This window comes from Paracoccus sp. N5 (genome assembly GCF_000371965.1).
Taxonomy (GTDB): domain Bacteria; phylum Pseudomonadota; class Alphaproteobacteria; order Rhodobacterales; family Rhodobacteraceae; genus Paracoccus.
In genome coordinates this window covers 624,879-638,072 of the sequence record NZ_AQUO01000001.1, presented here as the reverse complement: position 1 = coordinate 638,072, position 13,194 = coordinate 624,879, and the positions used below count along the sequence as shown (strand labels likewise).

The 13,194-nt window shown below is 61.8% G+C and carries 7 protein-coding genes, 1 tRNA gene and 2 pseudogenes; 3 read left to right on the top strand and 7 right to left on the bottom strand.

Annotation, left to right across the window (positions count from 1 at the left end; all coding sequences use genetic code 11):
• Window positions 1–33 precede the first annotated feature (33 nt).
• Both phaR and PARN5_RS0103165 read left to right on the top strand, forming a co-directional pair.
• Window positions 34–618: a polyhydroxyalkanoate synthesis repressor PhaR gene (gene phaR, locus PARN5_RS0103170; RefSeq protein WP_017998346.1), complete on the top strand. Its 585-nt coding sequence runs from the start codon at window positions 34–36 to the stop codon at window positions 616–618.
• 42 nt (window positions 619–660) lie between these two features.
• Window positions 661–750 (top strand) — tRNA-Ser (locus PARN5_RS0103165).
• A 285-nt stretch (window positions 751–1,035) separates the two neighbouring features.
• Here PARN5_RS0103165 and PARN5_RS21515 read toward each other — a convergent pair.
• From PARN5_RS21515 to istA, 4 genes and pseudogenes are all read right to left on the bottom strand, one after another.
• Entirely contained in the window at window positions 1,036–2,067 is a 1,032-nt protein-coding gene (locus PARN5_RS21515; protein ID WP_036744552.1) for a DUF4268 domain-containing protein, read from the bottom strand.
• A 13-nt stretch (window positions 2,068–2,080) separates the two neighbouring features.
• On the bottom strand, window positions 2,081–2,629 hold the full coding sequence (locus tag PARN5_RS0103155) for a hypothetical protein (protein WP_017998344.1): 549 nt from the start codon (window positions 2,627–2,629) through the stop codon (window positions 2,081–2,083).
• A 41-nt stretch (window positions 2,630–2,670) separates the two neighbouring features.
• Window positions 2,671–3,815, bottom strand: a pseudogene (locus PARN5_RS0103150) (IS3 family transposase).
• Window positions 3,816–3,862: 47 nt separating this feature from the next.
• Entirely contained in the window at window positions 3,863–5,362 is a 1,500-nt protein-coding gene (gene istA, locus PARN5_RS0103140; protein WP_026155139.1) for an IS21 family transposase, read from the bottom strand.
• A 117-nt stretch (window positions 5,363–5,479) separates the two neighbouring features.
• Between istA and PARN5_RS23190 the strand changes: the two are divergent.
• Window positions 5,480–5,617: pseudogene (locus PARN5_RS23190) on the top strand (ATP-binding protein); the annotation flags it as partial.
• 304 nt (window positions 5,618–5,921) lie between these two features.
• On the opposite strand, the gene PARN5_RS24025 reads toward PARN5_RS23190, so the two are convergent.
• The 3 genes from PARN5_RS24025 to PARN5_RS24020 are packed head-to-tail and all read right to left on the bottom strand — an operon-like array spanning window position 5,922 to window position 13,189.
• A complete protein-coding gene (locus PARN5_RS24025) occupies window positions 5,922–6,920 on the bottom strand; it encodes a hypothetical protein (protein WP_157403916.1) in 999 nt (332 codons plus the stop codon).
• A complete protein-coding gene (locus PARN5_RS0103125) occupies window positions 6,917–12,619 on the bottom strand; it encodes a hypothetical protein (protein WP_017998339.1) in 5,703 nt (1,900 codons plus the stop codon). The genes PARN5_RS24025 and PARN5_RS0103125 overlap by 4 nt, the downstream gene beginning before the upstream one ends.
• 12 nt (window positions 12,620–12,631) lie before the next feature.
• A complete protein-coding gene (locus tag PARN5_RS24020) occupies window positions 12,632–13,189 on the bottom strand; it encodes a hypothetical protein (protein WP_157403915.1) in 558 nt (185 codons plus the stop codon).
• Window positions 13,190–13,194 lie beyond the last annotated feature (5 nt).

Genomic DNA, 13,194 nt, shown 5'->3' with positions numbered 1-13,194 from the left:
CCATCATGCTGCAAATGCATTGCCGGAGGAGCCATGGCTGAGGCCGAGAACACGACCCCGCTGCTGATCAAGCGCTATGCGAGCCGCCGCCTCTACAACACCGAGACCAGCGACTACGTCACGCTCGACGACATCGCGGGCTTCATCCGCGCCGGCCGCCAGGTGCGCATCGTCGACCTGAAGACCGGCGACGACCTGACCCGGCAATATCTCTTGCAGATCATCGCCGAGCATGAGGGCCGGGGCGAAAGCGTGCTGCCCATCGACGTGCTGGTGGACCTGGTGCGCAGCTACACGACCCAGGCGCAATCCGTCGTGCCGCAATTCCTGGCCGCCAGCTTCGAGATGCTGCGCGAGGGCCAGTCGAAGATGATGGAGAACCTGTCGACCTTCCCGAACCCGATGTCCTCGATGCCGGGTTTCGAGGCCTTGCAGCGCCAGCAGCAGCTGTTCCTGAAGGCGATGGCCTCGGGCTGGAGCACCGCCGGCAGCAGCGGCCCCGCGCTGGATGACGACGCGGCGCCGGGCAAGGCCGGCAAGAAGGCCGGCGAGGGCGAGGACATGGCCGAGATCCGCCGGCAACTGGCGGAATTGCAGAAGAAGATTTCCCGGCTGTGAAGCCTTGCGAAAACCGGCCCGTCGCGCTAGACGAGCCGCCACGGACGGTTGGCCGAGTGGTCGAAGGCGCACGCCTGGAAAGTGTGTAGGCGGGGAACCGTCTCGAGGGTTCGAATCCCTCACCGTCCGCCACTTGCCTTCGCGAAAGTGTTCTCCCGATCCGGCTCCGGCCGGATTTTTCCGTTGTTTTCGAGGGTTATGCGGGATGGGCTGAGCACCGGCGTCGGCGCCAGGCGGCCCGGAAGTGGTCTCTCGGGGTCGATATTCTCCGGACCTGTTGCCTGCACGGTTTTGGTGAAATTTTCACAAGCAATTGAATTTAAGCTATTTTATCGAACGGCGTGCTCAACTCTTGGATTTCAGGGTTGCGCCCCCAGAAGGAACACAAACCGAACTCTGCCAGCGATTCACACCCATCTAACCGTCAAGCTGAGTGGTTCCGACCGAAACGTTGACCTCGCCATCTTGCTTCCAGTCTTCAGCATCCAGATCACGCACACGAGCCAGAAAAACTCTGTGGAAGTCGTTGATCTTGGAGGTTAGCCACTCGTGCTGGCGGTGCCAGTCTCGCTCGTCTTCCGGATCGACATCCGTCATGTAGACCGAGATACGGCAATCGCGCCGCGTGGGAAGCTCCTCCCACTCGAGGGGATAGCCAAGTTCTTGCTCGATGGCTTGCTGCTGTTCGTGGAGTAGGTGGAAGAAGGCCTTCGCCTGGTCACCCGCGATGTATAGTTCCGTCCTAATCTGTCGCTTGGGGCGGATCATTACCGCTCCAAGGTTGAAGCCGGTCCGACCGATCGAGTAGCCCATCCACGACTGTGGCTGCGGCTTACGGCCACCGGAAACGGCGCCTGCAGCTTGGTCAAGCGCCTGATGAAAGGCGCCCCAATAGGCCCGCTGTTTCACCCGCGTGTCGGACAGTTCAGCTTCGTCGATGGCTCTCGCGGCCTGCGCGACCGAGCGAGACCAGTCGTTCGGCTTGGAAACGATGTTGAACTTGGGTGCAGCGGGCGAGTCCGCGATCCTCCACAGCTCAACCTCCAATCCGAAGAACCGGAAGCTCTCGTCTGTGATCTTGTTGAGCCAGTCGAGTGTCGAACGATGCTCTTCTGTGAATCTGGCCGCAATCCATACAATTGTCACGGCTTCCAGCCCCGAGGCATACGTCAGGAGCTGCCCCAGGTGACTGTGGTCCGTGCGTTCAAGCTGGTTCTCGACGAGCACCCAAGCACCGGTTCCGATGTCCTTGCACAGGATGTCGGCCCGAAAAGGCCCAACGGCCTTCTCCTGTGCTTCCAACTCGAGATCAATGCCGAGCGCTTCGCCCAATACCGTCAGGTTTTCTTCTCGCGCCAACCACGGGGTGAAGTCACTGGACTCGCTCGTCCAGATATTCCGGAGATCGACACGGGTCAGTCGACCGAGAACATGCTTGGAAGTAGCCATCTCCTATAAGTCCTCAATAATATTCACGAATATACCCGTACGCCTTCTCGAACAGCTCTGCGTCCTGGTGCAGCTTGTAGCGGAATAGGGTCTGGCGAAGCGCTTTCTTGACCTCGCGTTCACCCGCGTGCGTGGCTTGCCAGCCGTCGAACCGGACCGCGCGCACGATCTCGTCGATATCGTCCACGACCCGCTTGACCATCACAGGCGTGTCGCCGTTCCGTGCTTCCTCGAACAGTTCGGTCAACGCCGCCTTGCCCCGGTTGATGTCCTCTTCCTCTGGCGTCTCGCGCTCGGTCTTCACCACGTCTTTCGCCAGCGCCAGAAGCTCCTTCAGGAAGTCGATCGACAGCAGGAGACCCTGCTGATGCCGGTTCTTCAGGTCCTCCAGGCGCTCGCCCAGCGCCTTGAACTTCGGGTTCCCGGCGTGCTTCCGAAGGCGACCCGCCAGCTTGACCGAGATTTCCTTGGCCTTCTTTTCCGGGTCAGGGTTGCCGAGGACCGCTTCGAGCAGTTCAGCATCCAGAACCAGTGTATCGAGGTCGTCGCGGACCGCGTCCACATTGAGCTACTCCCCATCTCTTGGACAGTTTCCGGGATGATTTAAGCTACTCTCTGCCCCTGCTGATCGGTTTCGATCTGGTTGAAGTAGACCACGGCGGGCGGCTGTCCGCCATGGGCGGCGTGGGGCCGCTGGTGGTTGTAGAAGGTGATCCATCGGCCAACGCCCGCCTTCGCCTGCGAGCCGGTCTCCCAGGCGTGCAGATAGACGCACTCATACTTCAGGGACCGCCAAAGGCGCTCGATGAAGATGTTGTCGAGACACCGGCCCTTGCCGTCCATCGAGATCCGGGTGCCGATCCGTTTCAGCCGGTCGGTCCAGGCGAAGGACGTGAACTGCGAGCCCTGATCGGTGTTCATGATCTCGGGCGGGCCGAAGCGGTGGACCGCCTCGTTCAGCGCCTCGACGCAGAAGTCGGCTTCGAGCGTGTTCGAGATGCGCCAGGCCAGCACCTTGCGGGTGAACCAGTCCATGATGGCGACCAGGTAGAGGAAGCCTCGTCGCATCGGCAGATAGGTGATGTCGGCACACCAGGCATGGTTGTGCCGATCGACCCGCAGGCCACCCAGCAGATAGGGGTAGGTCTTGTGCCCCTTCGCAGGCTTGCTGGTGTTGGGCTTCTGGTAGATCGGCATCAGACGCATGAGCCGCATCAGCCGCCGGATGCGCTTCACGTTCACTGGGTGCCCTTCGTTCTGCAGGTGCCAGGTCATCTGCTGGACGCCGTAGAAGGGGGTTTCCAGGAACTGACGGTCGATCAGCCGCATGAGCGCCAGGTTCATCTCGGTCTCGCCCTGCGGTGCGTAGTAGAACGACGACCGCGAGATCGACAGCAGACGGCATTGCGCCCCGACCGACAGCGTGGGGTGAGAGCGTTCGATCATCCCGCGCCTCACCTGCCGGTCCAGGGCTTGAGCTTTCGTGACAAAAAATCGTTGGCGACGGCCAGCTCTCCGATCTTGGCGTGCAGCGATCGCACCGTCTCCTCGTCGACCTCGGCCTTCTTCTTCCTGCCGCGTTCGAAGATGTCCGATGCCCCCTCGAGCAGCGCCTTCTTCCACTGGTGGATCATCGTCGGATGCACGCCGTATTCCGCGGCCAGCTCCGACACGGTGCGCTCGCCCTTCACGGCTTCCAGCGCCACGCGAGCCTTGAAGCCCGCGTCATGGTTCCTGCGTTTCGACATCGTCTGTTCTCCTCGTTCTTGGAGACCAGCAGACGGAAGATCAGAGCTTACGTCACTGTCCGATTTTCGGGGAGGTGCTCAAGCCGCATGTAAGATACGGCCCTGGTCTTCTCGACTGTGGCCTTCGGCAGGTAGGGATAGCAGTCGAGGTCCAGGCGCGGTGGTCGGCGCTCCACCCGGCAAAGCAGAAGATGCTTCACTGCATCAAAGCTGATCGCCCCCATCCGGAGGGCCTGCGTCACGGCAGCCCGCAGATCGGCGAGATCGAAAGTCTCCAGAAGCCGCAGAACCTGGACATATTCGCGTCGGCCATGGCGGTTCATCCGCGCCTCCATCAGCCGGCGCAACGTGGCGAACTCCTCTGGTAGGTCCCAGCCCTGCAACGGTGCTGCCTGGTCGAGCGCATTGATCTTCTGCTCGATCAGCGGAAGGTAATGGATCGGGTCGAAGACGATCTCATCGCGTTCCCAGCACCGGGGATGGCGGGCGATCACCTCGCCACGACTACCGATCACCACTTCATGCATATAGGCCCGGATCCAGACATCCTGATGGCCGTAGGCGACGGGCACCGAGTAGTCGTTGGTCTTGTAGCGCACGAGCGATTGCGACGAGACGCGGCCGGTCTCCTGATCGCAGGCATCGAAGGGAGCCGCAGGGAGCGGGCGCATCGCGGCAAGGTCACGCTGCAGTCTTTCCCCGATCGTCTCGCTTTCACCGCGCAAGACAGCACGCTGTCGCTTGCGGCATTGCTCCTCCAGCCAGAGGTTGAACGCTTCCCAGCTCGCGAACTCCGGCATCGGCACCATGAAGTTACGCCGCGAATAGCCCACCAGACCCTCGACATTACCCTTGTCGTTTCCCTTGCCCGGGCGGCCATAGCGATCCCGGATCAGGTAATGCGACAGGAAGCCGCTGAACAGCTCCGCCCGCTTGCGGGTGCCGTCGGGCAGGATCTTCGCCACAAGGCAGCGGTCGTTGTCGTAGAGCACAGACTGGGGAACCGCGCCGAAGAACGCAAAGGCATGGATGTGGCCGTCAACCCAGGCCTCGGCCACCGCCGCAGGGTAGGCCCGCACATAGCACGCATCGCTGTGCGGCAGGTCCAGCACGAAGAAGTGGGCCTTCTGCTCGACGCCCCCGATCCGGACCTGCGCCTCGCCGAAGTCGGCCTGAGCATGGCCCGGCGGATGCGACAGCGGCACAAATACCTCCTGGCCCCGCCGTTCCCGCTCCCGAATGTAGTCCTTGATGATCGTATAGCCGCCGGTAAAGCCGCACTCATCGCGAAGCCGGTCGAACACCCGCTTGGCCGTATGCCGCTGCTTGCGCGGCATCGAACGGTCCGCCTCCAGCCAGCCCTCGATGATCGGGATGAAAGGATCAAGCTTTGGCCGCCTGACCTCGGCCGTCCGTCGGTAGCCCGGTGGCACCGAGAAGGTCATCATCTTCGCAACCGTGTCACGCGAGATGTTGAACACCCGCGCCGCTTCCCGCTGGCTCATGCCTTCCGCGCAAGCCTGGCGAACTCTCAGATATAGGTCCACGCTGTAAATCCTCACGCCCTCCCTGCCGCCGCAGAAAGGGAATAGGTGGACGACTTTTACGCCGCCCGCAGCAGCACCAAGCCACCGCTACCGTGGACGAATTTCTCACCGCCGTTCTCAAACCTCGCATTCGGAGAGTGGCCGACCGTCTTCGGAGACGCGAAGATGACCACCGCGCTGCTCGATCGTCTCACCCACCATTGCGACATCGTCGAAACCGGCAACGACAGCTGGCGCATCAAAACACGAGCCTGACCGCCTTCGAAACGCAGGCCCGCGTCGGCTGCGCCAGCTGGAAAGCTACGCCGCCACGGGCCTGCTCAACCGCGAGCCAAAGGGGTCACTTTTGGGCGCCGATCGGGGGGCCCGTTTGGATGCCGATTGACAGGCTGAGGGAGGTATTCGAGCGCCCCGCAAGTTAATGCCTGCGGTATCGACGCGAAACCTGATCGGTTAGTGTCTCGTCATTAATTGCGGATGCGACACGCCAAATAGTAGAAAAAGAGCTGGGCCTGCTAGCCGAGGTCGCAACCGAAATGGATCGAGGCGTCGCCAGATTTCAGTTGCGAAGGAGTCTTAGTGCATCTTCAGGAGGCACAGGTTGGCGGTGGGCGAGCGCATTGCGTGCCCGCACAAGCACATCAAGCCGATCGGTCTCTTGTCGGGTCAGAGCCCCGCGTAACTGAAAACGAAGCGCACCCAGCTCAATTTCTTCGATTGAGGCCACACCGAGGCCACGCAGATGATCATCGAGCCTTAGCCGGCTCCGATGCGCTGCCACAATCTCAAGTCGTCTACTCTCGATCTCGGGAAACAAAGCTGTCAACTGCGCCTTCCAGATGCGTTGCTGTATTTCGCTCTTTCGCTGACCGGCGAGAATGGCTAGCGGGCATGGGGTCTCTTGTCCAAGGATCGGGGCCTCGGCGCGGCGCGAAAGCCACGCTACTGGATCGGCCAAGTCATCGAGACCAGCCTGTACCAGCGACGCCGCGAGGTCCAGCCGCCAAGCACACAGCTCCACTGCGAGCACTACTGCCAATTCTCCGGCCAAGCCGTCGCGCGTTGCGGGAAGATGCTCTTCTGCCCAGATCACTCGGTCTCCCCGGCGCAGCCCTTTCTGCCAGTTCTGAGGCATTGCCTCGGCCGGAATAGCCAGGTCCGCCGGTATGTCGGTCACCAGCAACGCTGGGCCGGCGCGCCCCGAAGCACGGGCAGCCGCAAAACGCTCCAGGAATACAGACCAAACTGCCACGTCATTTGGTCCGATTTCCGAGAGCGATATGATACCGAGTTCCTCGTCCAGTACTGGATTGAGCAGCGCCTCGAGCGTTGGCGCGGTACCGAAGGCATCAGCCACGGCGGCGGCGGGGGACTGGCCAATATCCGCGCGGAACTCGACGGGCGGATGCCGTAGGTGAGCCCTTAGCGCTGCCTCGACGCCGGGCGGACGGCTCGGGTCCGAAGGAAGCACGGCGATTCCATGATCGAGCCGCCGCGCTAAGTCATTAAGCCACCTGCCGAGGCCTGGCAGACTCCACGGATCCGGATCTGCCGTCATTCAGCGAACAGTCTGCCCAGCGGGGTGAGGATCGGTGCAGCGTCGGGTGTCCGCCCTTGGCGAAGTGTTCCGAAGGTGGCGAGGCGTTCCAGCCTTTGCGCAGTCGCGTCGGGACACTCGCCCAAGAAATCCGCGAGCGACGGATCGAGGTCCTCAAGTTGGTGAAGCGTGTTCAGGCAATTCAAGTCGGCTTGATCAAGACCCAAAGATTCCGCTGACAGCGGCGTTTTCGCCGCCCAGTCTGCAAGATCCTCGGCACGGCCAGCGACCGGTCGAACCGCCAGGTCCGACAGGAAATGGCGAAGCGCCTCCAGACGGGCCGGCGCTCCGCCCGTTGCAGCCATGAGCGCAGCTCGCGTTGGCGCATCGTCCAGAGCTGGAACGAAGCCCTCGTCTGCCAGCCAATGCCGCAGCATCGCCTCGGACCACGCACCAGCATCAAAGACGATCATCCCATCCGCAGGTGAAGTGACATGCGACACGCACCAGATCGGCAGCACGTCTCCCCGCTCGACCTTCGGTTGGCGGGCGAGCTGCGCCGCGGAAGAAGGCGACCAATCACCCTCAATCACAAGAGCCGCAGGTCCTGTCTTGACCCTGTCAAGCGCGCGCCGGACCTGCGCGTCGTCGCTCTTGGTTCGGATATGGTTGCCTTCGGGCAGCCAGAGACGTGCTGCAGCAAGAACGCGGCCCGCGACATCACCACCGACAATCGCAGCAGAAGATCGGACCAAACGTATACCGGGAACGCGCCGATCAAACACTCTGTCGAGGTCACGGTCGGATAGAGGGGCGCGCGCACCGGGTATTTCGGGCGCGAGCAACCGGAAAAATAGCGCCGCGTCGTATGCGGGGTCGTCCTCACGTTCGTCGAGCCGAAGGAGAGCGTCCTCCAGTTCCTCTTGCCGCCCCAACATCTGCGCCACTTGGGCATTTCGCAACCCATACCGTTTGTCGGGAAACCGGCTGAGGATGCCAAGATCTACCAGCTCCTCAAGGAGTTCCTCGAAATCAGTCATCGCTGGTTGAGCGAGCGCCTTCGGCCAATGTGTGATCCTGCGAATCTCGGCTGCCGTCAGCCCCTGTGCCAGAACCTTGTTGTCGCCGCCTGCCGCTTCGAGCCGGTGCAGCGCGATTGAGCGGGCAATACAGTCGTAACGGACATCGAGGTTCAGCGTTAACTGAAAGCGATCGCGGATCTGATCGGCGATCCTCTCCGCAGCAGCGCCCTCGAAAAGGCTCTCTCGGTCCAATTTCCAGCGCGGTCCAACGTTGCCTGCGCGCGGCCGCCTGCCGAAGCTTTCAACGATCTGCCGGCCAAAGACCTGCACAAGAGATGGATAGTAGTTCATTCGCGCCAACATGTCCGAAACGAGTTCCTGTTCGGAATAGTCAAGACCGGCCGCGCGCATCGGCTCAACCGCGAGCTGCCGTAGAGCGGTACGGTTTGCGGGGCTCTGGTTCATAGGCCCAATGCAGATTGGCTCGCCAAGATGCGGCAGCGGTGAGTTTGGCGCCCGCGCCATCCGTCGGACATTGTGCAGGCCCGCGAATACCGCCTTGAAGCGCCGTCCGGTCCTCTCCATGAGCCCCTTGAGCGGCAGGAGGTGGGGATACCCGGCGGCATGTTCGGTGCGCAGGAAGTTGTCGGCCTCGTCGAACATTGCAAGCAGACGACGTGCGGGGTCGCGGTCGAGCCAGGTCTCAACTGCAGCAACCAGTTCCTTGGGGTCGGACTCGATCTCCTGAAATTCCGCGAACCTGCGCAACTCATGAGCAAGTGATTGCCAGATGCCCTCGGCCGGCACACCTGGCCCTCCGATAGACCTGATGTCGAGATAGAGCGCCAGTTCGCCGCGCTCCGGCCGATGCCGCTCTCCGCGAATGTGGTTGAGAAGAACCGACTTGCCCAACTGCCGACCGCCGTAGATCAGGCAACCCTCTGCGTTGCGAGAAACGATCCGGTCGATCTCGGCCTCGCGACCGAAAAAGATCTCGGGCGGAATCCGGCCGGGGCTGATCGTATACGGCTGAACCCATGCAAAGGGCATCGCACAATCGAAAAGAGTTGCGAGCGTATCGTCGCTTTCGAGACCCGCGAAGAGCAGAAGCGGTTCGTCGAGAAAGACAGCTGAACGCGCCTCGGACCTCATCTGGCGTGCAAGGCGTTGACGATCTTTGACGTCAAGCCTGTTGAATAGCACAACGATCCAAGGCGCATCGGGGGCTTCGCTTCCGATTTGGCGCAGGAGCTGGTCGATGGGCACATCCGCGCGTGCCGCTAGCAGTTGATAGCGTCCGCCCGCGACACTGCCGAACGCGGGGGGAAGGAAGCCGTCTGCCCGGCGCGGCACATCGCAGTTCATCGTCAGCAGCCGAAGCCGTCCAGGCAGGGCTTCGCGCCCGTCGGCAAGGCGCACTCCACTGAATCCGATCAACTCGAACAGCTTCGCCAAAGCCTCGCGCAGCCGAGCAGGCTGGCTCTGCCGCAGCGCGTTCTCTCCCTGACCCCAAGATTCTAGAAGCTGCTTGAGCCTGCGGGCGCGCCGCTCGTCGATGCTTGCCAGGTTGATTGGCCCAGCCGATCCTCGCGTTTCCAAGGCAGCCTGAATTCGCCCTCGCTTGGTCTCTTCAGGTTCTGCCGCGATGTCAGCGACAAAGCCGGGAAAGAATCGGGCAAAAACATCGGGAACAGCAACTTCTGGCATCGGGACCGCTCGTCCCGCCTTGATCTCGGCGATCGCGTCGTCGGCAGTAACTGGATCCAAGCGGTCGAAGACCGCGAGAAGCTCCCGCGCCGATTCCCCCTGTGGCAAGGCCATGAGCCGTTCCAGTTCCAGCCGCTGACGCTCGGCAATCTGCTCCTGCAGACGGTCCCGGCGCACTTCCATCTCGGCAAGGAGGGAATCGAGTTCTGGAAAGTCTGGCGGCAGATCAGGCCGTCGAATTCTGTTCAGTGCCGGCAACATCACGTCGTCACCCTTGTCCGAGGCGACCAAGGCGGAATCGATGAGGGCGAGTCGTGACAGATCACCGGGTAGCGCCGTTGCAGCGTCGAGATCAAGGTAACCGATCGTCGTCAAGGATTGCCGAAGACGTGCCACACGCTCGCGCGCCTTTCGGCGGGCAGCTTCAAGCACCTCGTCGAGCTGCTGCCGTCGAGAATCGTATTGATTTTTGGGTAGGTCGCTCTCATGCAGTCGGTCTAGGAGGCGTTGCGCGGCGAGCACCGCCGTCTCTTTCAGCCTCGCGTCGAATGCAAGGGATACGTTCGGTGCAATCAACTCCGGCCTAACGAGAGCGGCGGCAAGGCGACGATCGCGCAACGCACGCTCGGAATCAAAGGCAGGACCGTCATCCTCGGTCCAGTCCTGACAACCGCCGGGCAGTCGCAGTAGCGGGGATTCGAGCAGATCTTGAATGCGCGGCGTGACCGAAAGTGCCGCCCGACCTTCGATGAGTTTCCGCAAATCGTCGAGCTTGTCGGCCAGAACGAGACCAGAAGCTTCGGCAAGTTTCCCTTCGCCTTCGGTCGGCCCGCTAACGCGAATGTCCAGGGCCTTTCGTACGGGTCCAAGAGCGCGCAGCAGCCGCTCGCGGCTGTGATCCTGCGTCAGCCGAGCATCCTGGCGCCGCGCTTCAATCCAGTCGGCGAATTGATCGCAGGCCTCCTGAATCCCTCGACAAAACCAATCGAGCGCCATGCCTTCGATCCGGTCCCGTCTTGGGCGGCCACTGCGCCGTTCGGCTTCGGAAACGAAAGCCTCCTGCGCATTCCTATCATGGGCAAGCCTGTCGATCAGATCCTGCGCAAGCGCCTCTGCGTTCTCGGCCCCGGCCAACACAGCCTCGGCGACACGTCCAATCTCACCCTCTTGGTGAAGCTCTCTGTGGAATATCGCGTAAGTCGGCTGATGCACCGTCTTTCGGTGCCGTGCTTCAGCCAACCACCCCTCGAGGCGCCTGCGCATGGCCGGTTCCGCCGACGGCGGTCGATTCCCGGCAAGTTCGGCAAGCAGTCCAGCCGACAGCCGCACATCGTAGCCAAGGTTGACGAGCGCCTCGATCAGCGGTGCTTGTGCTTCGAGCCCCGGCAAGCCAACGAGGTTTTCCAGAATGCCGCGGGCTCCGTGATCGGGGTCGAACAGGGCCGGGCGCAACAGCGCTGCTAGGGCTAGCCTCCCCGCCGCGACGGGATCGGTCGCTTCGGGCAAAGCGGCCGCAAGTTCGGCAAGCGCACTGCTGCGCCTCGGATCCGCCATGTCCTCGGGCTGATGTATGGCGGGAAGGATCGCCAACGTCCGCAGGATCGGCGCCGATACTGGTGTCTTTACAAGCCGCGCCAGATGCCAAGCGAAGGCGATCTCGCCCGCGGAAAGATACTGTGCGAGCAGTTCTTCCGGATCCGTCCCTTCCGGAATTGGCGATAAGTCCGGCGGAACGTGCGCCGCCTCCGGTAACGCTTCTTGCGTGAAATCAGTTTTGCTCAGAATGGCTGTCTCAAGCTCAGGCTCAGGCTCAGGCTGCGCATTGCTCTCGGCCTCTGCGCTGCTCTCAGGCCGAGCAGCGCCAAGCTGCATCGTTGCCTCTTTCGCCGTTTCCGGCTTGTCGGCGTCCGGCGAAGCATCGTCCGGGTGGTTTGCAATCTGCACCGGGACCTCCGGTTCAGGTGACGCCGCCTCCGCGATTGATCCCGGCTCGGGTTCGTCCTTGGCGGAATCAGGTTCGGTGCCGTTTCCTGCGGATGTGTCCTTTGGTTCTTCCTGCGATAGTAGCGCAAGCAGTGCCGCGAATACCTTATCCCGATCAGTGCGAGCCGAATACGCTTGGATCCCCTGCTCCTTCGCGCGCGACGACAAATCTGGGAGACGCTCGTAGGCCCGAGCCTCTGCAGCAGCGCGCACCTCACGATCTGCCGCCTCGAACGCATTTTCGGCCTCTAGAGCAGCTTGATAAGCAATCTCTGCCTCCGCGAGTGTTTCCTCGATCCGGTCGAGGCTCTCGGCGGAAGCATCCTCGGGCCAAGCGTCGGCCAGATCCGGATCGAGTGTAATGAGCCGGTCACGCAAGGCGTCTGCTCGTAGACGGATGTTCTCCTCCGCAGCGTCAGCTGCAGCAGCGGTGCGACAAGCCTCGTACAGCGCCTCGGCCAGCTCTACCAAGCGCGCGGCCGCTTCGACGTCGGGCCGATCCAAGCTTTGCGCACCGTCGGCAAGACCTTGAGCGAGAGTCATCCAGTCGCGAGCCGAAGGAGCTTCTTTCCCTCCCGCCTCCGCAGGCGAGACCGGCGCCATGGATGAATCTATCCCTACGAGACCGAGGTAGATTCGGTGCACTTCTCGCTCTGGTGTTCCGAAGGGGAAATGGTCCTCCGGAATGTCGTGAATCTCATCAGAAGTCAGTTCCCCCGCGGATCGGGTCACCAGCCAGCGTAGTGCGCGAAATCCGAAGGTCTTGGTCATATCCCCGGACCGCTTCATACGGTCGTCATAGCGACGCAGGCGCGCATGATCTCCTGATGCAATGATGCGGAGGAGGCCGTCGTAGAAGTCAGCGTCGTTCTTTAGCCGATCCTCCGGGATTATATCGAAAAAAAGATCCTTGTTCTTTCGCCGATCGCTCCTCGCAATCGGAAATATCTCCTGTGCGAGATCTGCGCTAAGGCTGGCCATAGGATCGGGTAGGATGTTGTCGTCCATCTGAGCCCCGCGTCAGTCGAGTTTTTTCGCTATGTGAGCGCGAGAGATCTGGCGCTCGACGATGTGAATGGATGCTGTTCTCAGGCGAAGTGCGTGCGTAGGCGGGTTCGCGGTAAAGTCGTGGTGCGAACAGCCCTCGCCCCTCCAGCGGCCAAAGACTTGGTCGAGCAGCGTATATGGACGCCGCCGGTGAGCTAATTCGAATTTCCAAGAGCGATGGCGTAGCAACGTCGGCTCACTGATTAATGTGACATGGTTTTCAAGAAGTGAAATCTGCAACGCGGCCTTCCGATGTGCATTCGACGTGAAAGTACTGTGTAGCAGGCTCCGGTCTTGGTCGTCGAGATGCCCGTGTCTGCGACGAACATCCTTTCCGTCTTCGCGCCGGTCCTTCGCTTTGCACCCTGCATGGCCGAGCCCAGAACGGAGCGGTGCCGCTTTTCGAGGCTTCGGTCGGTTGGTCGACCGACCTTCGCTATCGATCGTCCTTTGCCGGCCGATCGCCTGATGCAGTGATTTCGGGATCGGCTGATCGAAGAAGATCCGTGCCTTGTGGTCGTTCTGGCTCACTACCT

Bases quoted from the DNA above. Each gene is read 5' to 3' on its own strand.
- phaR (WP_017998346.1), top strand. From the start codon at position 34: ATGGCTGAGGCCGAGAACACGACCCCGCTGCTGATCAAGCGCTATGCG.
- PARN5_RS21515 (WP_036744552.1), bottom strand. From the start codon at position 2,067: ATGGCTACTTCCAAGCATGTTCTCGGTCGACTGACCCGTGTCGATCTC.
- PARN5_RS24025 (WP_157403916.1), bottom strand. From the start codon at position 6,920: ATGACGGCAGATCCGGATCCGTGGAGTCTGCCAGGCCTCGGCAGGTGG.
- PARN5_RS0103125 (WP_017998339.1), bottom strand. From the start codon at position 12,619: ATGGACGACAACATCCTACCCGATCCTATGGCCAGCCTTAGCGCAGAT.